This is a genomic window from Lysinibacillus sp. NPDC096382 (genome assembly GCF_044762845.1).
Lineage (GTDB): Bacteria > Bacillota > Bacilli > Bacillales_A > Planococcaceae > Lysinibacillus.
In genome coordinates this window covers 15,627-39,246 of record NZ_JBIWFC010000030.1, presented here as the reverse complement: position 1 = coordinate 39,246, position 23,620 = coordinate 15,627, and the positions used below count along the sequence as shown (strand labels likewise).

22 protein-coding genes are annotated in these 23,620 nt (G+C 36.7%); 7 read left to right on the top strand and 15 right to left on the bottom strand.

Annotated features, from left to right (window positions below; translation table 11 throughout):
• Window positions 1-243 precede the first annotated feature (243 nt).
• The 8 genes from ACIQZA_RS24660 to ACIQZA_RS24625 all read right to left on the bottom strand — a co-directional run bounded on the left by ACIQZA_RS24660 (window position 244) and on the right by ACIQZA_RS24625 (window position 8,334).
• The gene (locus ACIQZA_RS24660; protein WP_142510581.1) at window positions 244-876 is read right to left on the bottom strand and encodes a response regulator; all 633 of its coding nucleotides are present in this window, start codon (window positions 874-876) and stop codon (window positions 244-246) included.
• Window positions 873-1,910: a PAS domain-containing sensor histidine kinase gene (locus ACIQZA_RS24655; RefSeq protein WP_400941515.1), complete on the bottom strand. Its 1,038-nt coding sequence runs from the start codon at window positions 1,908-1,910 to the stop codon at window positions 873-875. The genes ACIQZA_RS24660 and ACIQZA_RS24655 overlap by 4 nt, the downstream gene beginning before the upstream one ends.
• 81 nt (window positions 1,911-1,991) lie before the next feature.
• Window positions 1,992-2,330, bottom strand: coding sequence for a rhodanese-like domain-containing protein (locus tag ACIQZA_RS24650; RefSeq protein ID WP_402884465.1), 339 nt, complete (start codon window positions 2,328-2,330; stop codon window positions 1,992-1,994).
• A 180-nt stretch (window positions 2,331-2,510) separates the two neighbouring features.
• Window positions 2,511-3,932, bottom strand: a complete 1,422-nt coding sequence (locus ACIQZA_RS24645) for an MBL fold metallo-hydrolase (RefSeq protein ID WP_402884467.1) — start codon at window positions 3,930-3,932, stop codon at window positions 2,511-2,513.
• A 21-nt stretch (window positions 3,933-3,953) separates the two neighbouring features.
• Entirely contained in the window at window positions 3,954-4,517 is a 564-nt protein-coding gene (locus tag ACIQZA_RS24640; protein ID WP_400941521.1) for a helical membrane plugin domain-containing protein, read from the bottom strand.
• 25 nt (window positions 4,518-4,542) lie between these two features.
• Complete coding sequence (locus ACIQZA_RS24635; RefSeq protein ID WP_400941523.1) at window positions 4,543-5,736, bottom strand: NAD(P)/FAD-dependent oxidoreductase; 1,194 nt, start codon at window positions 5,734-5,736, stop codon at window positions 4,543-4,545.
• A 256-nt stretch (window positions 5,737-5,992) separates the two neighbouring features.
• Window positions 5,993-7,636: a sensor histidine kinase gene (locus ACIQZA_RS24630; RefSeq protein WP_400941526.1), complete on the bottom strand. Its 1,644-nt coding sequence runs from the start codon at window positions 7,634-7,636 to the stop codon at window positions 5,993-5,995.
• Window positions 7,633-8,334, bottom strand: coding sequence for a response regulator transcription factor (locus ACIQZA_RS24625; protein WP_402884470.1), 702 nt, complete (start codon window positions 8,332-8,334; stop codon window positions 7,633-7,635). Before ACIQZA_RS24625 ends, ACIQZA_RS24630 begins: the two co-directional genes overlap by 4 nt.
• A gap of 103 nt (window positions 8,335-8,437) precedes the next feature.
• Here ACIQZA_RS24625 and ACIQZA_RS24620 point away from each other — a divergent pair, with 103 nt between their 5' ends.
• From ACIQZA_RS24620 to ACIQZA_RS24610, 3 genes are all read left to right on the top strand, one after another.
• Entirely contained in the window at window positions 8,438-9,613 is a 1,176-nt protein-coding gene (locus tag ACIQZA_RS24620; RefSeq protein ID WP_402884472.1) for a DUF418 domain-containing protein, read from the top strand.
• A 205-nt stretch (window positions 9,614-9,818) separates the two neighbouring features.
• A complete protein-coding gene (locus ACIQZA_RS24615) occupies window positions 9,819-10,373 on the top strand; it encodes an SLOG family protein (protein WP_402884473.1) in 555 nt (184 codons plus the stop codon).
• A 266-nt stretch (window positions 10,374-10,639) separates the two neighbouring features.
• Window positions 10,640-10,954: a hypothetical protein gene (locus ACIQZA_RS24610; protein ID WP_142510590.1), complete on the top strand. Its 315-nt coding sequence runs from the start codon at window positions 10,640-10,642 to the stop codon at window positions 10,952-10,954.
• Between the two features lie 96 nt (window positions 10,955-11,050).
• Here the strand turns inward: ACIQZA_RS24610 and ACIQZA_RS24605 are convergent, their stop codons facing one another.
• The 3 genes from ACIQZA_RS24605 to ACIQZA_RS24595 form a co-directional block, all read right to left on the bottom strand.
• Window positions 11,051-12,379, bottom strand: coding sequence for an L-cystine transporter (locus ACIQZA_RS24605; RefSeq protein ID WP_305067666.1), 1,329 nt, complete (start codon window positions 12,377-12,379; stop codon window positions 11,051-11,053).
• Between the two features lie 312 nt (window positions 12,380-12,691).
• A complete protein-coding gene (locus ACIQZA_RS24600) occupies window positions 12,692-13,648 on the bottom strand; it encodes a GGDEF domain-containing protein (protein ID WP_402884475.1) in 957 nt (318 codons plus the stop codon).
• Window positions 13,608-14,507: an EAL domain-containing protein gene (locus ACIQZA_RS24595; RefSeq protein WP_402884476.1), complete on the bottom strand. Its 900-nt coding sequence runs from the start codon at window positions 14,505-14,507 to the stop codon at window positions 13,608-13,610. The genes ACIQZA_RS24600 and ACIQZA_RS24595 overlap by 41 nt, the downstream gene beginning before the upstream one ends.
• Before the next feature lie 535 nt (window positions 14,508-15,042).
• Between ACIQZA_RS24595 and ACIQZA_RS24590 the strand changes: the two genes are divergently transcribed.
• The 4 genes from ACIQZA_RS24590 to ACIQZA_RS24575 all read left to right on the top strand — a co-directional run bounded on the left by ACIQZA_RS24590 (window position 15,043) and on the right by ACIQZA_RS24575 (window position 18,960).
• The gene (locus ACIQZA_RS24590) at window positions 15,043-15,228 is read left to right on the top strand and encodes a hypothetical protein (RefSeq protein ID WP_142510594.1); all 186 of its coding nucleotides are present in this window, start codon (window positions 15,043-15,045) and stop codon (window positions 15,226-15,228) included.
• Window positions 15,218-16,636: an amidase gene (locus ACIQZA_RS24585; protein ID WP_400941544.1), complete on the top strand. Its 1,419-nt coding sequence runs from the start codon at window positions 15,218-15,220 to the stop codon at window positions 16,634-16,636. Before ACIQZA_RS24590 ends, ACIQZA_RS24585 begins: the two co-directional genes overlap by 11 nt.
• A gap of 179 nt (window positions 16,637-16,815) precedes the next feature.
• Window positions 16,816-17,976 carry a PucR family transcriptional regulator gene (locus ACIQZA_RS24580; RefSeq protein ID WP_402884478.1) on the top strand — a complete coding sequence of 387 codons (1,161 nt, stop codon included), beginning with the start codon at window positions 16,816-16,818 and terminating at the stop codon, window positions 17,974-17,976.
• Window positions 17,977-18,078: 102 nt separating this feature from the next.
• Window positions 18,079-18,960: a DMT family transporter gene (locus ACIQZA_RS24575; protein ID WP_400941588.1), complete on the top strand. Its 882-nt coding sequence runs from the start codon at window positions 18,079-18,081 to the stop codon at window positions 18,958-18,960.
• 42 nt (window positions 18,961-19,002) lie between these two features.
• On the opposite strand, the gene ACIQZA_RS24570 is transcribed toward ACIQZA_RS24575, so the two are convergent.
• From ACIQZA_RS24570 to ACIQZA_RS24555, 4 genes are all read right to left on the bottom strand, one after another.
• Complete coding sequence (locus ACIQZA_RS24570; protein ID WP_402884480.1) at window positions 19,003-19,572, bottom strand: YitT family protein; 570 nt, start codon at window positions 19,570-19,572, stop codon at window positions 19,003-19,005.
• A gap of 371 nt (window positions 19,573-19,943) precedes the next feature.
• Window positions 19,944-20,465 (bottom strand): DUF2179 domain-containing protein, encoded by a 522-nt coding sequence (locus ACIQZA_RS24565; protein WP_142510598.1) that lies wholly within the window; start codon window positions 20,463-20,465, stop codon window positions 19,944-19,946.
• A gap of 1,107 nt (window positions 20,466-21,572) precedes the next feature.
• Window positions 21,573-22,871: a nucleobase:cation symporter-2 family protein gene (locus ACIQZA_RS24560; protein ID WP_402884482.1), complete on the bottom strand. Its 1,299-nt coding sequence runs from the start codon at window positions 22,869-22,871 to the stop codon at window positions 21,573-21,575.
• Window positions 22,871-23,455 carry a xanthine phosphoribosyltransferase gene (locus ACIQZA_RS24555; RefSeq protein WP_402884484.1) on the bottom strand — a complete coding sequence of 195 codons (585 nt, stop codon included), beginning with the start codon at window positions 23,453-23,455 and terminating at the stop codon, window positions 22,871-22,873. Before ACIQZA_RS24555 ends, ACIQZA_RS24560 begins: the two co-directional genes overlap by 1 nt.
• Between the last annotated feature and the right edge of the window lie 165 nt (window positions 23,456-23,620).

The window sequence follows — 23,620 nt, the reverse complement described above, 5'->3', positions numbered from 1 at the left end:
GGCTCGGCGCTCGCCCGCGGAAAGCGAGCGGAATGCTTCGGAAAACAACAGTAGAGTCACAGTGCCAAATGAAAAAAGCGAGGTATTCAACGATTAAATCGTTGAATACCTCGCAATGTGAAAAGATATAGACTTTTTCAGTGCCCTCCTCACGTCCGAGTGATCTTTTGTAACCAGTTTAATGCTTTTGACATATTATTTGTTCATTGGACATAGCACACAGCTTCTAGCAACGACACGTTGTTACATATAGTTATTTGCAAGCCCATACTGAATAAGCTCAGCTTTATTACTTAAATCGAGCTTTTGCATAATATTTGATTTATGATTTTCAACCGTTTTACTACTAATATATAGCTGCCCAGCAATTTGGATATTCGTATACCCTAGAACTGTTAACCTCATTATCTCCTGCTCACGCACAGTTAAAATGCATTGATCTTCATGCCCTTTATGTTCAAATAATTTATCCATCTGCTCCTGTGGAATACCAACGTTGTAATATATGCGACCACTATATACAGCATGGATAGCCTCATAGAGAATTCCACCTTGACTATTTTTTAAAATATAGCCATGGGCTTCAACAGCAATCGCTTTTTGAATATAAGCAACTTCATTGTGCATTGTTAACATAATAATTTTGACGTTAGGCATTTGCTTATGAATTTCTTGAGTAGCCGTAAATCCATCTAACCCATTCGGAATGGAAACGTCCATCAAAATGACATCCGGGTTTAATGATATTGCCTGAGTGATCGCCTCCGCTCCATCACCCGCTTCACCTACAACCTCTATATCCATATAATTTTCCAATAAAAGAACAATTCCTTTACGGATTAGCACATGATCATCTACTACTAAAACACGAATCATCTAAAGTCATCCTTCCAATTAGGTACTTGGATGCTAATTTGTGTACCTTTATTGTGAGCTGAAGTAATATTAAAAAATCCGCCTAATAATGTAATTCGCTCCTCCATATGCTTTAAGCCAAGCCCTTCTTTCTTCACTTGCTGTAGATTAAATCCTACGCCATCATCTTCTATATTGAGCGTTAAATTTGTAGCTTTCTTTTCGAGCCGAATGACGACTTTAGAAGCTTTGGCATATTTAGTAATATTGTGTAAAGCCTCCTGTACGACGCGATAAATATTGATTTCCACAGATGGATGACAACGTTCTTCAAAATCTGTTTCTAACGATATAGTAATATCAGGATGTACCTTTTGCACTGAATCGACAAGAGTGCCTAATGTAGGTGTAATCCCTAACTGATCAATGCTATGAGGGCGAAGTTGATAAGAGTACAGCTTAATATCATTCATTACTTGCTCTAGCTCATTGCGTACTTCTTCAATATACATATTTAGCTTTTCATTGTTTTTGACATAAGATTCAATCGCTTGTAGTGCAACAGATACTGTATATAATGATTGACCAACGCCATCATGTAATTCCTGCGCAAGCCTTTTATGTTCTTCCTCTTTTGCCTCAATCAGCTTTTTAATAATAAGCTTTGAAATCCGGGCCTCTTCTTCCTTTAACTGAAGGGTCTGATCTCGCAATACTAGCAGAAACTCTTGCTCGTTTGTTTTACCGTCTGTATACATCAATGCCGTGCTCATTTCAACATCTATCTTACTACCATGATACGTCGGCATTTTCGATAAAAAATAGGGAATCTCATTATGCTCTATTAAATAACATGTATGTTCGCTTGGAGACTTTTGACGGTTTTCACAAAATGAACAAAAGGGCACTCGATCTCCTAATTTCCATCCTGTTAACCGCTCCGCCGAGGGATTCATCATTAAAATCTCACGTTTGTGATTCATAATCATAATTCCATCTTGAATATATTGAAATATTTGCTGTAAATATAGCTGTTCTTTCTCCAATTTAAACACACTCCAGACTTAAAATTGAAAGTACAACAAGAATCAATGCATTCCTTTAAGTTTCCTTGTTACCAACCAACATACTTTGCCCTATACTTTTTCTTCAATCAAGCTATAACTCTTAACTTCATGCCCTGCTTTCCGAATGATACGAACACTCATATTTTTTTCTAACTGTGTTGATGCAATAATATGAAGGGGCTTTTTTGGTAGTTCATGTATGTGACGGACCAAATAGGAAATCGGTAAATTTAATGCATTTGGTGTAAGTGATTTGTAAGAATCATTGTAATCACGTACATCCACTATCACCGTTCCCACATTTAACTCTTGCGGTAAACACTCCTGTATTTGACGCACTGGGACATGGCGTTTATAAATAATTCTACCAATAATAAGAAGGAATATACTCAAACTTACAATAATCATTTTTTAACCCCTTTTAACGAGAAAAAGGTTGTCTAAATTCGTTTAACTTTTACAGACGAGTCTCATAATCCATTTTTATTAAACATAACGATTGCTACTTCTCATCTTCCAAAGTACTAAGCAAAGAAAAATAGCAGACTAGTATTACTAGTATGCTATTTTTCTTTTAGAACAACCTCTTTAAATAAAATTTTCTTTTTTAACCATTACCTCTTGTTGCCAGGCCATGTAGCCGCCCGTTAAATTTACAATGTTATGAATGCCATTTGCTTTCAGTACACTTACAGCAATTGCAGAACGAGCGCCGCCTTGGCATTGTACAACAATTTTTTTATCTGTTTGCAATTCATCTAAACGTTTAGACAATGTACCAACCATAATATGCTGAGCGTTTTCAATATGCCCCGCATCATATTCTGTTTGATTGCGCACATCCAGCACATGAACTTTTTCATTTTCAATTAATGGTTTCGCTTCTAAAGGCGTTATATTTTCATAACTTTCTAGAGCATTAGCCTCTTCCAAAACTTTCGTCACATCCCCATAACCAACAACATTGTCGATACCAATAGAACGTAAAGCTATTAAAATATCATCCAGTTGCGAAGGATTAATTAGTAAATATAATGGTTTTGTATAATCTACTAGCCAACCAGCCCAATTTGTCAATGAATTATTGTAAGGAATGTTTAGTGTACCTGCGATAAATCCTTGTGAAAAGTCTTCCGCTGGACGTGTATCAATAACTTGCTTTCCATCCGCAAGAAGTTGAGCAACCTCTTCATAGCTTGACACGACCTTCACTGGTGATAGATTCTTAATAAGCTCTATCCCTACTTTATTGACACGTTTCATAACAGCGAAATAATAAGGAGGTTCCGGTTGCCCATCTAGTAACGCGTCAATAAATTTTTGCTCATCATCAAATTGCATAGCCCAGTTGAATTGTTTCTCATACCCAACTGTTGAAGACGGCACAGCTCCTAATGCTTTACCGCAAGCACTACCTGCTCCATGAGCCGGCCAAAGCTGCATGTAATCTGGTAAAGCCTTAAAGCGTTCTAATGATTTAAACATTGCTTTGGCGCCCGATAATGATGTACCCTGAATCCCAGCAGCTTTTTCTAGTAAATCAGGGCGTCCAATATCACCTACAAAGACAAAGTCCCCCGTAAAAATCCCCATTGGTTTATCTGCTACGCCGCCACGATCCGTTAATAAGAAGGAGATACTTTCAGGCGTATGCCCAGGTGTGTGCATAACTTTAAAGATAAGATTACCTATACTAAATTCATCACCATCTTTTAATAATTGATGAGGAATACCTTCCAGGTTTTGATATTTCCAATCAGCATCCCCTTCATCGGAAATATACATCTTTGTTCCAACACGGTCTGCTAACTCACGAGACCCCGCTACAAAATCAGCATGGATATGCGTTTCTAATGCGCCAACAATTTGCATCTTTTCTTTTTCTGCTAATGCAAGATAGGGTTCAATATTACGCATCGGGTCAACAATGATCATTTCACCTTTCGCCTGACATCCCACAACATAAGAAGCGTGTGCTAATTTTTCATCGTAAAAATATCGTAATAACATGTGTAAAACTCCCCTTTATACTTAGTTTTTTTCTTTTAAAATATCTAATGCCGATTGGACATAATTAAGTGATTTTTGAACAGCAGGATCTTTCAGCCATTTAACAATTGAAAAAACATTAATATGCTGAGGCTTTTCTTCTGCTCTTTGCTGTACCATTTTTAAGAAATCCAAACCTGTCTTTCCTTTTTCAACATACGGATCGATATAGCTCTTTAAATTATTCATTGTATATTCTGTCGTTTGTTTATCCTGAAGTACTGCTTTTCCAAAATCAACGATGTTTTCTAACTGATGAATGATTTGAACAAGCTTTGGCAATTTCTCTATAAGCTGTACAATAGCTGTTATCGTTTCTGAGCCTACATTATAAGTAGTGACAAATTGTTCGTATCGATCTATTGTCTTTTCATCCGTCAATACCGCTTTTCCAAAATCCACAACATTTTCAGCTGAATCTATCGTTTGCTCTACATTCGGTAATTTATCCAACAATCGCTGTAAAGAGTGTCGGACTTCTGGTTTCTCAAGCGTTTCGATTATTCGATATAATTCTTCGCTCATACTTACCGTTGCATTAGCCATGCTTGTCGCCTCCCTTCATTTGTAATTACATTGTGCCTTTCAACATGCCATCCCAGTACATGACAGGCAGTAAATCCTTTTTCATGAAATACATACTGGATCTTTCCACTGCCTGGTTAAAAGGCATAGATTCGACAGGCTCTTTATTGTAATCAAACTCAGCTAGTATCAGTTTGTTGTAGCCTGTTACAATCGGGCAAGAAGAGTAACCATTATACATTTGTGTCATTGGCTGTTGTCGCATTAATGCAATAAGATTTTGTGCAACAACAGGCGCTTGCTTGCGTATAGCTGCACCCGTTTTGGAGGTTGGGAGATTGGCATTGTCACCTATTCCAAAAACATTGCTATACTTGTTATGTTGCAAAGTAAATTTGTCGACATCTACCCAGCCACATTCGTCTGCTAATGCACTTGTTCGAATAAATGCAGGTGAACACATATAAGGTGTTACATGAATCATGTCGTATTTTATTTGTTCTAATATGCCCGTATCTAAATTTTCAAAGATAGCTATTTTTTCATCAGCCTTAATTTCAATCAAATTACGACGGAATCGAGCATCAATATTTTTCCGCTCAATTACCTTTTCAAGTGCTTCACGGTATTTTAAAACATCAAAAATTGCTGGATTGGCCGAACCAAAAATAACGTTAATATTGTCACGAACATTGACGTTATTAAAATGGTCCTCTGCTAAATGCATAATTTTCTGTGGAGCACCGCCACATTTTACTGGAGTGTTTGGATGTGTAAATAATGCTGTTCCCTCTTTAAAATTACGGATTGTTTCCCACGTATAATCCACATGCTTAAAAGAGTAATTACTGCATACACTTTTAGTCCCAAGTGCTTCCTTCAGCCCTTTAATAGCACCCCAGTTAATCTCTATCCCACCGGCGACTACTAAAAAATCATACGTGTATGTTGTACCATCTTGTGTTAGCACCTGGTTTTGATTGGGAGCAAAACTACTAACAGCTTCTTTTAACCAAACAGCTCCTTTAGGAATAACGGACCTCATTTCACGTTCAGAGTCCCATTTATTTGCTGCACCACCTCCCACCAATGTCCAGAGTGGTTGATAATAATGTTTTTCTGCAGGATCTATGATGGCAATCTCCCCTTGAAGCGAATGAGATTGACGAAGTAAACGTGCAGCTACTGAAATGCCAGCAGTTCCTCCTCCAACGATGACTACTTTAAAAGAAGTCTTCATGTGTACATCCTCCTTATCATGCTGTCTTTCGTATACAACTTTTACACCTTAATAATAGGTATAAGAGAGAGCTGTTCATATAGGGGTAATCCCCTAAAAAAATTACACACCAATACTCAAATAGCACAAAAAGGCAGTACAAGGTGAATGTTTCATCACTTGTACTGCCCAAATTAACAGTGTTTTCTTTACTTTATCAATCAAAAACGAGCTCATTATCATAACGCGGTGTTGATTCTTCGAGGCCAAAAAACTCCTATTTACATTTAAACTTTATGACAAACACTGTACCTTCCTCTCCCGATTGGACACTAATGGTACTATTGTGTAAATCAATTAATTGCTTAGTAATAGCCAATCCCAGGCCTGTACCCGTTGTATCATCTGTAGTATTCGTACCTCGATAATATCGCTCAAAGAGGTTATCGAGCTCCTCCTGAGGAATTCCCGGACCTCGGTCGGCGATTGTCAGCATAATCTCCTGTCCTATATTTTGCGCTTCAACGTTTACCTTTGTACCGTCAGGCGTATATTTTTTAGCATTGGTTATGAGATTATCTAAAATGCGCTTTAATAAAAGCTCGTCCGCTTCCAACATAACATCCCCATATACGTTTACAGACACTTGCTCATCTGCAAATTGAGGTAACCACACATTAAGTGGTATCAATACTTTTTCAAGCTGGATCGCTCTATTTTTTAATTGGTACGTATATGTTAAGTCTTTTATAAGGGCATCCATGTACGTTGCCTTCTCCTGCATCGTAGTTGCAAAGACACGCATTTCTTCCTTCGTCCACTCATAATCCTCAGAAGCTAGCATTGTTGAATAACCATAAATAGAGCTTAACGGTGTCTTTAAATCATGGGATAAGCCTGTTATCCATTCCTCACGTAATCGCTCTGCATGCTTAATTTGCCTTTCGTTGGAAGAGAGGCGTTTTGATAAGTTATTAATCGATTCATCGACTGGCTGAAATAATTTAAATTTCCTCTTTAACTTCCCTGTCTTCCGATGATGGATATTTTTATCTCTTACTTTACTGTAGTCAAACTGCGTCAGTCGCTCGATACGAGATAATACATAAACGAGTGGCCGTACAAATTGACGAGAAATGCTAATCGATAAAAAGATGATCCCTATTAACAATATAATATGCCCACCAAAGAAGACGGAAACAAATAAAACCATCGCTTTATTAAAAGGCTCGTCAAATGGTTTGTACGCTGGATTCGGCATACGTACAACTAGTGTCGAGCCATCCTCTAAAGAAGCATTTCTTGAAAGCTCTTTATACTCAAAAATATCGTAGTTCTCTTCCAGCAATTGAGGCTTATGGAGCTTCTTATGGCGTTCACCAATGACTTCTACACGATCCCACTGCTCATTATAGATTTCAACAGATGCCTTCTTATCCTGCAAACGTTGGAGCAGTTCTGAAGAAATCTCCCCTTTATCCTTCCAATCTCGAACTACTTCCTCAAAAAGCGGTTGGACAGGTAAAGCCGGAAGGAATAACAAATGGTATTTAGGAATCTCCCACGTGTGCATCCCTGGCCGTTTAAGAGTCATTATTTCGTTATCTGTCATACTACATAGTTCACATGTGTCTCCCGTGTAATCAACAATGTCCATCGATTGATTGAACAAATATAATTGCCCCAAGTTCTCCTCAGCTCGCTTCGCTAAGTAATCAGCAATCTTAATGGAATTTCCTTTTTCTACGACAGCATCATCTTTAATTTCAGAAACACTCATTATATGAATATCGTCACCGACATGATGATTAATAAAGTATGCAAAAGACACCAAACTTATAATAAAGCCAGTAATAATTAGTAAATAAAAAATGATGAAATAAGATACAAAACGAAGCGTTAATCTTCTAGCTGGCTTCATGAATGAACATCTCCAACAAGTTTATAACCAATCCCCCTTACAGTAATAATGCAAGTTGGTTTACCCGGATTCTTTTCTATTTTTTCTCGCAGTTTTCGAATATGAACCATCACAGTATTATCATCAAACAAACAGTCACCCCATACACGCTCATAAATTTGCTCCTTCGATAATACTTGCCCTACATTTTCACATAAATATTTCAATAAGTAGAATAATCTACCGCTAATAATTTCTTTTGTACCATTTACAGTCACCTCTGCTGCATCGATATCGAATGTAAATCGACTACATGAAAATAAATGACTACTCGGAGCATCTTTTTCCTTCATATATCTGGTAAGCTGAACCTTCACCCTCGCAACAAGCTCAAGTGGATTAAATGGCTTCGTAATATAATCGTCTGCCCCGTTCATAAAACCTCGAAGCTTATCTGCATCACTACCTTTTGCCGTTAAAAAGAATATTGGCGCTTCACTTTGCTCTCGAATCATATTCGCCATATCAAGGCCGCTACCATCCGGGAGCATAATATCTAATAGATAGAAATCAAAAACCTTCGTTTCAATTTTCCTTGTTGCTTCTTGAACAGTGTCGCAAAGTGTAATGTTTAAAAATCCTTCTTTTCTTAAGATAATTTCAATCATTTCTGCAATTGCATATTCGTCCTCTAATACTAAAATTGACGCGTCTTGCATGCTATCACCTTCTTTTAAGAATACTTTAAGGTAGCCATCATTTTACTATAAGCTTTCTCAACTACACTATGTATAAGATAACCAATTAAGGAGATAAAACACAATGACAACTAACCGTGTTACCTTTATTGATACAATGCGTGGTTTTAGCTTATTCGGCATCTTAATGGCGAATTTGTTGATTTTCCAGTTTGGCATGTATGGTAAAGATGAACCAAAAGATCTATCCACCCTCGATAATGGAGCCTGGTATTTTGTAAAAATCTTTATAGAGGGATCCTTTATGCCGATCTTCACCATTTTATTTGGCTTCTCTCTTATTAAGCTGATAGAGTCTATTCGTAGAAAAAAAGATAAGAGTCGATGGTCCATTTTACGCCGCGCAACAGGGCTAATTGCTTTAGGTTTACTACATAAAACATTTTTATGGGACGGCGATATTTTATTTTCCTACGGGATGATGATATTGTTTTTAATTCCATTTATTAATCGTAAACCGAAAACTTTATTCATTTGGGCTGGTATCTTCTTAGTACTTATTACTAGCTTATCATTTGGTTCCACAGAAGAAACGAAAAAAGAACAGCAAGAGTTAGCAACCTATGTAGAAAAAGCTGACAATGTATACGCTAACGGGAGCTACTTAGACATTTTTAATTTCCGTGCAAATGATGTACCTCCGGGTATGGATGATGCAGGATTAGTCTTTATCTTATTAGTGTTCCTTGCACCAATGTATACCTCTGCATTGACCCTTTTCGGCATGGGGCTTGCTAAAAAGCGAGCTTTTGTGAATATGGAAGATGAAAAGAAATGGTATAAGCTCGGCGCTCTGCTTGTTCCAATAGGGCTAGCTTTAAAGAGTCTGAGTTTTATTATAGAAAGCAGTTTTTCCGGTATGCTGTTAATAGGTGGATCTGAATTATTAGCAGTTGGCTATGTCTGCCTCGCAGCTTTAATATATAAAACTCGCCCAGTACAACGTCTCGCTCCTGCCTTTGAGAGTGTCGGTAAACTATCATTAACTAATTATCTAATGCAAACTATTATTTGTACAACAGTATTTTATGGATATGGTCTAGGCTTATACGGCAAGTTAGGCGTGTTTGGCGGTATATTATTTGGAATCGTCGTGTATAGCTTGCAATGTGTTTTCAGCCTTGCCTATTTCAAGAAATTTAAACGTGGACCATTTGAATCCGTACTGCGTGTATGGACGAATTGGTCTTGGAACGGACAGATTAAAATAAAACAGAAAGGAAGTACTTTACATGAATAGTGGCTCCAAAGAGGACTTTACAGATACATGGTGGTTCTTAGGAATCTGTACTGCTGTAGCTGCCGTTTTAACACTATTTGCTTTTTAATATAACAATCAACTTTACTTGGGAACAACTATACAACAATATCTTGGAATTCGTTTTCGTTCGCCCCCTACTGTATACTATGACTACACATACTATACAGCTTAGGGGGCGTTTTTTTTGCTACAGCGAATAATTATTACTGGCTATAGACCACATGAATTGGGCATTTTTAATGACAAGCACCCCGGCATTGCCATTATAAAAAAAGCACTCGAAAACCGTCTGCGTATATTGATCGATGAAGGTTTAGAATGGGTGATTATTAGTGGCCAGCAAGGTGTAGAAACATGGGCTGCCGAGGTTATACTTATGTTAAGAAAGGAATTTCTTCATTTAAAATATTCTGTTATCACTCCTTTTTTAGAGCAAGAAAAAAATTGGCAGGAACATAAAAAAGAGAAATATCAAGCATTAGTAGCTCAAGCAGACTTCGTAACGAGTGTAACGAAAAAACCATACGAGGCTCCGTGGCAATTTATCGAAAAAGACAAATTCATTATCCAAAATACAGATGGTCTGCTGCTTATTTATGATGAAGAAAATGAAGGCTCCCCGAAATATATGAAACGTCTAGCAGAAAAATATATGGAAACACACGACTATATACTTTTGATGATTACCGCTTATGATTTACAAGTAGTAGCAGAAGAAATGCAGCAACAAGATTGGTAGGGAAAATATTGCTATAATTTTCCGATAATTATATACTTGAACTATATTAGTCTAGACTTATGGATCATCATAATAGTGTGTGGTTGATCTCCGTTCCGACTGGGCGCTTTCCAGGAGCCGTCCAGTCTCACTCCAATCAACTTATATAAAAAAATATCATACCTAATTTTAGGTGATAAGTACTAGCAATAGGTTACTTCTTTTTTTAAAATTCACATCTTTTTTCTACCCTTTAGTGCTAATTTCTAAAAAGGAGCTGCTAACATTTGAGTAAAAAAATCGAAATGGTTCTTGAATCGTCGCCGGTGAATGTTTCTCATGATACGTACCGCAGAGAATGCAAATATACACGCGGGATTCATATTGAAGAACAAGAGTTTAAAGCAATTTTGGATGCAATGTGCCACGATTCTCGCTTGTATTTTGATTTCCATAATCCACGCAGGGAGATTAAAAAAGGAACATATTTAAATGGACACTCTGGGTTAGCGCGTAGTATTTATAATTACTATAAAACAAATCATAACATTGAACTGACCGAGATTATAAACGGTAAAGATTTTTATGTAAAAATAATATAAAAATTTCATATTATTAAAGTGGGTTGTTTCTTACATAACAACCCACTTTTATGTCCGTAAAAAAGAGCTACCCTATATGAGAGTAGCTCTGTCTTTTTATAAATCTGAAACTTGAGCACCTAATTCTTTATTATTGTACATTTCAGTGTCCAATTCTTTTGTAATACGTGCTGTTGTCACACCTGCAGTCATTGAACCACTTACATTAAGTGCGGTACGGCCCATGTCGATTAATGGCTCAACTGAGATTAATACACCCGCAAGTGCAATCGGTAAATTAAGTGCTGATAATACTAGAATTGCTGCGAATGTCGCACCACCACCAACACCAGCTACACCAAATGAGCTGACAGCTACAACTGCAATAACAGTAATGATAAATACTGGATCAAGTGGATTAATCCCAACTGTCGGTGCAATCATAATCGCTAGCATTGCAGGATAAACACCAGCACAGCCATTTTGACCAATAGATAGACCAAATGAACCCGAGAAGTTCGCAATACCCTCAGGTACACCAAGACGACCTGTTTGTGTTTTAATGTTCATTGGTAAAGCACCTGCACTTGAACGTGAAGTGAAGGCAAATAATAATGTTTCCGCAGTTTTCTTTAAGTACGTAAATGGATTTAACCCACTTAAAGTAAGAATTAATAAGTGTACGATAAACACGATAATTAACGCTACATAAGATGCAACAACAAACTTACCTAGGTTATAGATTGCCCCGAAATCAGATGTCGCAACTGTACGTGCCATAATTGCTAAAATACCATATGGTGTTAAACGTAAGACAATTGTTACAACGCCCATTACTAATGCATAAATGGCATCCAAGCCCTTTTTAATAGTAGCTGCAGTGTCTCCATCCTTACGTGCTACACGTAAATAAGCAAAACCTAAAAATGCTGAAAAAATTACAACAGCAATTGTTGATGTAGATCGAGCACCTGTTAAATCTAAAAATGGGTTCGCTGGGAATAACTCAATAATTTGAGTTGGTAAATCCGGCGCAGTTAATCCGGAAGTTTTTTCCTCTAAATACGCCCCACGCTCTGCCTCTACGGCACCTTGCATAATATGTGAAGCATCTAAATGAAACACTGTTGCTGAAAAAATACCAACAGCAGCTGATACAGCAGTTGTACCGATTAAAATAACTAAAATCAGAGCTGCCATTCTTCCGAAGTTTTTACCAACCTTCATTTTCGTGAAGGCGATTAAGATAGAAATAAAAATTAATGGCATCGCAACCATTTGTAGTAATTTAACATAACCAGTACCAATAATATTGTACCAATTTGATGTTTTAGCTAACACATCAGAATCAATACCATATATTAAATGGAGTCCAAGACCAAGTACAATACCTAAGCCTAAAGCCGTAAAAACACGATTTGAAAACTTAACGTGCTTTTTATTCATAAAATATAAAATTCCAACGAATACAAGTAAGACGGCAACGTTAAGAATAATTTGTAATGTAGACAATGAAAAGCCTCCTAAGAAGTTTAATTATAATGTAATCGAATTATATACCTATAATCCCTATAATTCAAGTATGTTTTATTTAGATTAATAATTTTCTAATGTGAAAGAATTTTATTTCTTTTGATTATGCCCTAAAAACGAAATTTAATAAAAAATGCTTATTGAATATGTGCATCTTCTTCGCGGAAAGCGACCGTTATAAAAAAAGACTGTGGGCAAGCTTGCCTACAGTCTGACCTATTTCGTCTAATGAACGAGGTAGGTTTCTTTTTCATTGTCATGAATGAGATAACAACTTCCCGAAATTTTTTTACATTGCTTTTTCACACGTGTCACCGCATCCGACAATTGGTCAACAGATTCAAATTGCTGATATTGATTAGTCATAACCGCAATGGATAGCGTGGTACAAGATAAAGGCTCTAATTCATCGGCTCTATTTTGTACTTGTAAGTATGTTAAATCCCCCACATCATAAAAGCTTAAAATAAATGCATCAAACTCATCAATAATTTTTTGACAGATTGGGGCAACCTCATAATGCGGAAGAATCGCAACGAAATCATCTCCACCAATATGTCCTAAAAAATCTTCTGTACCCACGATATTTCTTTTCAAAATATCGGTTAAATACAGTAATATCTTGTCCCCTTTATTAAAACCGTACGTGTCATTGTATGATTTAAAATGGTCTAAATCAAAATACATTAAACTATATTGCGGTAGCTGCAATGCTCCCTCTAGCTTTTCATCAATTAATTTATTGCCAGGAAGACTACTTAATGGATTTAAAAAACTAGCAATAGCTACTTGTGTGTCTACGAGCTTCAACAGTAGTTCCCGAATACTTACCACGCCGTAATATAAGTCATTCCTTGTTACAACCACATCATCATATAGGTCCTCTGAAGGTCTAGACATTGCTAATGTACTGACCTCTGTTATAGGTATATTGCGATCTACAATGAAAGGATTTTCTTTAATAATAAGCTGATTATGTCGTCCGATAAATAAATTATAGCCATACCTTGTACCAATTTTTTGATAGAAATGTGTACGTGTAATATGCCCAATTGGTTTGTCATCTCGGACAACGACAACACTACGTAATGACGGATTATTTATAAAAAGTAAATCCACCTCTTGATTTTTCACAAATTCATCAATACAAGGAACATTTTCTATGACTTCCCCTATCTTCATGGTCACCCATCCTTATTTTCCCCAAATGTATTTCCTTTGCGGGTTTCCCTACCGCATAACCTTGTGCGTAGTGGATTCCAATAGTATGTAAATACTCAAGTTCTTCCTGGCGTTCAATACCCTCTGCAATAATTTTCGTCTCAGCCTGCTCTGCGTATCTCATCAGCAATGTAACGAGCTGCTGCTGTTCGCTGTTTTTATCAATAAATTGTATTAAAGAACGGTCTAGCTTAATAAACTCAGGCTTTAAGTAAATAAGCGTTTTCAAGCTATTATAGCCTGAACCCACATCATCCACTGCAATTCGGTAGCCCTGTGATCGATAATGTGATAATACACGTTCAAACTGTGCAAAATCTACCACTGCACTACGTTCAGTGAGCTCAAACACTACCTGCTGTGGTTTTATGCCAAGCTCCTTTAATAGCTCCAAGGTTTCACCACTATGGTAGCTCTTATCTAGTAAAACATTAGGATGTATATTGACGAATACTAGAAAATCTCGATTCACCCATTCTCCGTGCAGTCGTTCTTTAAAACGCTGCAGTGAAAGATTACGACAAAAACATTCAAATAAAAATACACAGTCTGTTTGCCCAACAAATTCATAAAACTGATCGACACTATGAAACAATACGGAAGGCTCTGGACGATTTAATACCTCAAAGCCAACCGTTCGCCTCGTCTGTAAATCGACGATAGGCTGAAAATAAGTATGTAAATTCTTGTCCTGAATAATGTGTTTCAAAGCTTTTAAACGTTTTATATAGAGAGTATTGTTTTGATGCTGCCCGTATAAATACTTTAAATAAGAAAATAAATTACTTGTTTTTATGCTTTGTCTCACAACAGACTCCATTCTCGCACCTCTTAAATTGGTTATTAGGGTCTATTGTACGCTTGGATTGTAAATGTACTGTGAATAATATGTAAAAAGAGGTGGCTCTAGCACTAGAAATCCTTTTCAACCGTTGACATTGCTCTATTAAAAGTAATCTTAATTACTTGATAGAGTAGTATATTTTTCACAATATACAATATATTCAATCAACTCATTGATATAAATTGTAAATAGTGTATGCTTATAATTAATAGTATTTTATTAACTTTTATAGGAATTTGTTATTTTTATAGTACTACACTAATTCAACCCCATAAGCAAAACGTATACCATGTATTAGTTGATTGGGGTGAAGGCTGAGCAACTCCTTGGGGATCATAGCATCACATATGAAACCCAAGGAGCTCAAGCCTCATCGGACTCCCCCAGGGAAGATCCCAATCGGAGCGGAAATCGCCCTCACGTTATGGCAATAATTCTTTATAATAAAAAGATTTGTTCTTTATAGGAAACCTATTTAGATAAAAACTATTTTCAAGGGAGGATCCTGTTAATGAGTTTGTCGATTCAACAATTATTGGAGAACAAAGGAATTACACCAAAGTCTGAACACCTTGAACTTCTAAAAGCGCGTTGGGAAGGTATGCAATCCCTTCGTGGTAATTTAGAAGGCATCACTATTGATGATGCTGATATCGCTATCCGTAGCATCCCTGGAGGTGACCACATTGACAACTGATTTACACTTAAAATCTGTTGAAGAGTTAGCACCTTTACTTGAAACTAAAAAAATCTCCCCTGTCGAGTTGACGAAAGCAATTTTAGATTTTGCTGAAGAAAGTCAGCCTAAAATTAATTCATATATGGCTTTTTATCATGAAGAAGCCCTAGCACAAGCACAAGTGGTAGAAAAAGAAATTTTGAATGGACAGTATCGTGGAATGTATCACGGGATTCCTATGGCATTAAAAGATAATTTATACTTTAAAGATAAGATAACTACGATGTCATCAAAGATTCATAAGGACTTCATTTCAAATTATGATGCGACGGTTGTTGAAAAGCTTCGTAATGCCGGTGTTATTTTCACGGGTAAATTAAGCATGCATGAGTACGCATGGGGCATCACGAATAATAATCCTCATTACGGACCCGTTCGCAATCCATGGGATTTGGATAAAATCCCTGGCGGTTCTAGTGGCGGCTCCGGCGCAGCAGTTGCAGCAGGGGCAAGCGTTGCATCATTAGGTACAGATACTGCAGGCTCTATTCGAATCCCTTCATCAGCCTGTGGAATTGTCGGCTTAAAGCCTACTCATGGGCGCGTAAGTAAATATGGCTGCTACCCTCTTGCTTGGAGCTTAGACCATATTGGTCCAATGACAAAGACAGTAAAAGACTCAGCTGGCTTACTTGGGATTATTTCTGGATTTGACCATAGAGACCCTACTTGTACAGACGTTCCAACAGAGAATTATGTACAGCAAATCTCGGGTAATGTGAAGGATTTAGTCATCGGCATCAACGAAGAATATTTCTTTAACAGAGTAGATTCCGATGTGGAGAAGGCTGTTCGGGCAAGTATTCAAAGCTTAGTGGATCAAGGAGCAAAGGTTGAGATCGTTCGAATTCCTTCCTTGCAATATGCAGAGTGGGCAGAGCTCGTTACTTCCCTTTCGGAGGCAGCTGCAATCCATCATTCCGATTTACAGAAAAGACCACAGGATTTCGGAGATGATATTCGTCTGTTATTTGAACTAGGTGAATTACCATCTGCGGTTGATTACCTACAGGCTCAACAGGTGCGAAGACAAATAAAGCAAGAATTTACACAGATTTTTAATCAGGTTGATGTACTTATTACACCTACATTACCTGTAGTGGCAAGTACTATTGGTGATGACTTTGCATATTTGAACGGTGAAAAAGTTGATTTAATTGATAATATCATTCGTTTTACAGGCCCAAGTAACTTAACAGGGTTACCTGCCCTTTCCGTTCCTTGTGGCTTTAAAGGTAATTTACCAGTAGGCCTCCAAATCATTGGTCCAGCCTTTAAAGAAGGTCGTATTCTTAACGTTGGATACGCTATTGAACAAACGAATCCAATGAAAAATAGAAAACCTAATATTTTCGCTAATATCTAATTTAAATAATGTGGGCGAATCTGCTTGCTTTACGGACTTTGTCTGTAGAACTTCAGCAGATTCTTTTTAATTGGTTGGTTTATCAGCGATTCGCATTGTCTTATCAGCTATTTCACTGCGCTTATCAGTTATTATAAGTAATAGAAGCTCAATCACAAGAAAGGTTGTTTGATATCCTAATGAACGTAGAGAAGTTTTTACGATTACCTATTACAAAAGATTTTACAGTTATTGCTGGTCGCAATGGTTTACATAAACCCGTTCAAAATGTGGAAATTCTAGACTTTGAATTTTCACCTGATATACAAACTGTGAGAGAAACGATTTTCACACCGAATAGTGTTGTTTTAAGCAGTTTATTATTCGCAAAGCAAAAGCCAGAATATTTATGGAATGCCGTGAAAAACCTTATTGAGCTGGGGGCAAGTGCTCTAGCTTATAAACCTGTTATCTATGAGGATTTGCCTAAGGAAGTGATAGTCTATGCGGATGAGCAAAGTTTCCCGATATTGCGATTTGGCGGAGATGAATTTTTTGAAAAGATTATTTTAGAAACGATGGCCTATGCAAAAACGCAGGACTATTCATTCTTTTTAAATACGATTATGCGACGTATTATGGAGGAAGAAGTAACTGATGAACAAATAAAGTCTATTTTACAGCAAATCAATAAGCCCTTTGAAAAATATATATTTGTTGCTAATATTCAAACGCAAGATCATGCAAATAGTCAATGGATGCAATCCCTTTTCCAATTAGAGCCTTTATTGAAATCTGGTATGATTTGTACCTATAAAAGGAGCCTCTTCATTGTTATGACCCATCCATCACAGCAATTTCAATTTAAAAAAGCTCTCAATGAATGGTTAACGTTGTTTGCGCTCTCGACGGATTCAATGACCTTCGGCTATAGTCGTTGTCATATAACACAAACAGAATTCCCTATTGCTGTTCATGAAGCCTTTTATGCACGCATCATGGCTGAAATTAAAACGGCTCCTATATGTCATTATGAGAACCTCGCTTCCGATTCGTTATTAATTGAATTGCATCGCAAGGACGCTAAATTTGCTATGGACTATGTAAATAGCTATCTTGGTCCCCTATTCGAGGAAAAAGTCGATCCGGACTTAATGAAAACAGCGATCACCTATGTCGTAAAACAAGGAAATATTAAAGAAGTAGCCGTTGCTCATTTCTGCCATCCAAACACAATCCGTTATCGTATGTCAAAAATACGTCAGCTAGTAGCACCTTTAGAAAATGATTATGTTTTTTATGAGCGCATAGCTGCAGCCGTTAAATTGTACTTATTACATAGCAAAACGATTGTTGAATGACAGCTTTGGAATAAGTACAAAAAAACGCCTGAATCTTTAGAATTAAAATCAAATTATTTTCTCCCATCTCATGTTATTCTATTGAAGTTAGGAGGAGGAATGATGAAACAATACATAGCTGATGGTATGCTATTAGTCACTGCAATCGTTTGGGGTAGCGGTTTTGTCATAACGGCTATTGCATTAGAATATTTAACAGCCTATCAAGTAATGGCAGGTAGATTTTTATTAGCTTCAATTATCCTGATAGTCTTATTTGGATATAAATTAAAAAAAGTTTCAAAATCAGTTATCTGGAAAGGTATTTTGTTAGGAAGCATTTTGTATATTGCCTTTGCCCTTCAGACAGTAGGGTTACAATATACAACACCATCTAAAAATGCATTTTTAACTGCTGTGAATGTCATTATTGTCCCAATTATTGCGTTTGCGGTTTACAAACGTCGTATAGATGGCTACGAGATTATCGGTTCGATCATCGCTATTGTTGGTATTGGTTTTCTTTCTTTGCAGGGCTCACTAACAATGAATATCGGAGATGCACTTTCCTTAGCTTGTGCTGTCGCCTTTGCCTTTGATATTTTTTGTACGAACCTTTTTGTCCAAAAGGAAGATGCCATTGCTCTGACGATTATTCAATTTATCACAGCATCTCTTTTAGGTGTTTTGGTCGTAGTCAGTCAAGGCGATATCCCAACTACTCTTGAAAAAGAGGCAATCTATTCAATCGTTTATTTAGCCATTTTTTCAACTACCCTCGCCTATCTTTTTCAAAATATTGCGAATCAATATACATCTGCTACAAAGGCTGCGATTATCCTGTCAACAGAATCCTTCTTCGGCATGGTATTATCCGTTATATTCTTACATGAAGTATTAACAAGTCGTATGGTTGTAGGGGCAGTACTGATTTTACTCGCCATATTAATTGCGGAAGTAAAGCCCGCACATCCTAAAAAGCGAATGATGAAGAGCTCTCGATAACGATTTTCAAAATAGTTTCAGTCCTACTGAAGCTATTTTTTATTAAACACGGCTAGTTATGATACTTGTAGTAATCCCTGCTACCAAAATTGTAATAATAGAAAGCAATAATGTATTAGAAGATAAAAGCAGTCCCCCTATGACGATGACGATTGAATCTATCATAAAAATAAGTATCCCGACATTAATTCCAGTTTTATCACTTAAAAATTGGGCAATCAAATCTGTACCACCAGTGCTTGTCTGAAATCTAAGCATCAAACCAACACCAAAGCCCATAAGTACCCCTCCAAATATGGCGCTATAGATGGCATCTACATGAATAAGATTCCGGACGGGCTTTAGTAAATCGATACTAAGAGAATATGCGAATAATCCATGGATACTATTGTAAAAATACGCTCTGTATTTATACCAAGAAATAACGAAAATTGGGATACTAATAATGATGATCATTAAACCTATTTTAAGCTTATATATATAGTGTAAAATAAGCGCTATCCCTACAACGCCCCCATCTAAAATTTGATAGGGCGTTAAGAATAAGTTTATCCCTAATGCTAACGCTGCACTTCCTATAAGAATGACCAAGCCTTTCGTAAAAAAATACATACAACACCCCTTTCGAGACTTGCATGTTTTTATAGTATGAAAAAATCAATTTGAACATGTTATTGTTCACGTCTGTCAGTATAATAATAGTAATATTTTTTATCGAGCTTGGTCGCTAAATTTCTCACATTTAACTTCTTGCAACGGATGTGACGGAATCGGAAAGAGGTCAGTAAAGAATGTTAGCAGTTATCGTGCAGTCCTAAGCACAAAGCCAATTCCGGACGCATTGTTTATCTGCGCGAAAGCGTAGCGACAGCAGCACATTATGCCCGGCATAATTGCTTGTGATGGTATGATGTTTCGATGGATTGTATAACACAAAAAAATGCCCTTCTGCATAAAGACAAAAGGGCAATGTTAAGGAAAAACTATTTATGTTTTACCTTCATTCGATCCAGTAAAAATCCACCTTTAAATGATTTAGGCTCGTACGAAATAATAAAAGCATTCGGTTCATAATGCTCAACAATTTGGAACAATTCCGTCTCACGGTTTCTCTTTGTTAATATTTCATATTTATAGCGGTTACTATCTCTCCCCTCACCAATGTAAATCGTGACCGCAAACCCTTCATTCCGAAGAAATTTCACAAGTTCTTCATTCTTATTTTGCGTATTAATAGTCGTATAAACATAGCCAATCGCTAATTTACGTTCAATTTTGGCCCCTAAAAATATACCCAACCCAAAGCCAACTGCATAAAAGACCATAGCTAACATACTTTGCTTCCCACTAAAGACGAGTGAAAGGCCAAATACATACACTAACATCTCTAGCATACCGAATATGGCGGCAAGGAAAGTAACGTTCTTCACTAAAAGTATTGTACGTAACGTTAAAAAAGGCACATAAATTAATTGAAGTATTAAAATCAGAAATATACTTTGCATTTTGTAAGAGACCTTTCAAAAGTAGTTTTATTTGTTTTAAATATATGTTGGGACATCGACTTGCATTCTATTAAGATGTATCTATTTTCTAGATTCCCTACCATTTAATATTTAAACATCTACTTTTCATAAAAAAATGTCACCTACTATAGAAGTAGATGACATTTTGTTTATTATAGAAATCTTTTAAACGTCCCCATGCATCGGGTCTTCCTTATGCTTTAGCCCAATACTATTTGGGCGGGATACTTTGGGTGGGTATTTAAAGGACACCTTCGAAATGAAGTGTCCACTTTAATGGTTACCCTTTTTAAATGACTAGCAATCCGAATTCATTGGTACTTTATTTTTTATTAGTTCGTCTATGTAATACTCTTTTAACCAAACTTCCAATTTCATTCTTTCTTCTTGACACATATGTGAATTCATAGTTACTTGTAGTTCTTCAATAACTTCTTTAGCAGTCTTTAAATTCATTTATACCCAACCTTTCCATAAGGTTCATGATATTCCATTTCAAACTGCATTACAATACCTAATTCTACCCTTTTATAGGCTAGTCTTATGAAATAAAGAGACAGCCGTAAATTTAATATTCCCCGGTAATAAAGATGAAAAAGAATAAACCTGACCAAAGCAATCCAAATAAAAATAGCAATATTCTTTTTAACTTCATTGGTGATAGGTTAAATACTAAAATAAGTACTGTAAGAAATTAAATCTGTTACACCGAATAAAATAAGTACCGACCCACTCAATATCATTAATGATATTATTATGTTTGCAGTCCACTCCTTGTCATACATAATACTAACAAAAAGCATATAATCAACTCACTGGATATAAATAGATAAAAAATTACTTCCCTTTTTCAACTGGCAATACAACCCTTACCATTTCTTGCAATAAATCAAATAAACTTTCCAATTTATAATCAATAATCTCTAACCATATTTTTCATACACTTTCTGCCTTTTTAGCTGAATAAAAATAGTCATAACCTTGTTGTAAAGTAAAAATACAGTTCCCCCCTCATTCGGTAGCCCTCTTTCGCATAAAAAAATGTCATCTACTTTAGAAGTAGACGACATTTTTTATAGATTTCCTTTAAGCTTCTCCATGCATCGGGTCTTCCTTATGCTTAGGCCCAATCATGTTGAATAAAATATTAAGAATAATCGCTGTCACTGAACCACAAACGATACCGTTAGATGTTAGAAGAGAAACACCTTTTGGTAGTGCATCAAAAATCCCCGGAACAACCGATACACCGACACCAAGGCTGACTGCAATTGCAGCAATCATGGCGTTTTCCGCTGATTCATTCATAACAGGTACTAGCATGCCCATACCTTGTGTAATAACCATACCAAACATCGCAAGCATTGCCGCACCAAGTACTGGTGTTGGAATAATCGTTGTTAACGCTGCAACTTTTGGTAGGAAGCCAAGTGCTACTAGTAAACCACCTGTGATGTAAATGACTTTACGGTCTTTGACGCCTGACATACGCGTAAGTCCCACGTTTTGCGAGAATGTTGTATATGGGAAAGCGTTGAAAATACCGCCGATAACAGAGGCTAGACCTTCTGAACGGTACCCACGTGATAAATCTTTTGAATCTAATTTTTTATTACAAATATCACTCAGTGCAAAATAAACCCCTGATGACTCTACTAAAGAAACCATCGCTACAAGCGTCATTGTAATGATTGCAGATAAATTAAATGTTGGCACCCCAAAATAGAATGGCTGAACCATGTGTAATACAGCAGCATCTGAAACTGGGCTAAAATCAACCTTCCCCATAAATACTCCTAGGATTGTCCCTACGACTAATCCGATTAAAATGGAAATTGCACGAATGAAACCTGTAGAAAAACGATAAACGACTAAAATAATAACCAATGTAATAAACGCTAAAGTTACATTAGAACCAGATGCAAAATCTGCTGCATCTTGTCCACCTGCCATATTGTTTAAAGCTACTGGTAGTAAAGAGATACCGATAATCGACACAACCGAGCCTGTAACAACTGGTGGGAAGAATTTTACTAACTTACCGAAAAAGCCTGCAATAATCATAACAATTATACCTGATGCAATAATAGATCCATAAATATCAGTAATACCTTGTTCAGGATTTGTACCGATTGCAATAATTGGACTAACTGCTGTAAATGTACAGCCTAGTACTACTGGCAAACCAATACCGATCATTTTACCTGAATACACTTGTAAAAGTGTTGCGACCCCACACATCATAATGTCAATCGCTACTAAATACGTCATTTGTGTTGAATCAAAGCCGATTGCCCCACCGATAATCAGTGGTACTAAAATGGCTCCTGCATACATCGCAAGTAAATGTTGAATAGCTAGCGTCGTCGATTTAACGGTATTCATTACGCATTAGCCTCCGCAGCAAATGTTACTTTGCCATCCTCAAGAGAGTTTACAATCGCTAATGATTCTACGCGAACCCCTTGCTGGCGTAATATTTTCCCACCGTCTTGGAAGCCTTTTTCAATAACAATGCCTACACCCACAACATTTGCACCAGTTTGTGCTGCGATATCAAGCAAACCTTTGACAGCTTCCCCATTAGCTAAGAAATCATCAACAATTAGAATGTTATCATCTTCATTTAAGAAATTACGTGATACTGAAATATCATTAGTTTCATTTTTTGTGAAAGAATGTACTTTTGAAGAATACAGATTATCTGATAATGTTAGTGATTTACGTTTACGTGCAAACACTACAGGAGCACCGATTTCAAGACCTAGCATTACAGATGGTGCGATACCAGAAGATTCGATTGTTAATATCTTTGTGATGACTTGATCAGAGAATCGATTTGCAAACTCATGACCAATTTCCTTCATAAGCATTGGGTCAATTTGATGATTTAAAAATGAATCTACTTTTAATACAGATGAAGATAAAACTTTACCCTCTTGTGTAATTTTGTCGTGTAATAACTTCATTTCCTGATAGCCTTCTTTCTTATAGTAATAGCTCTTCATGAGCAACGCATTCCGTTACAGGCAAGCGCCAGAAGCAATGCAAGTAATAAAAAACGCTGAATACTTTGATTCCAATCATCTACGAGTGGAGCAAAGCATTCAACGTAAAAACGTCGAAACGAATAG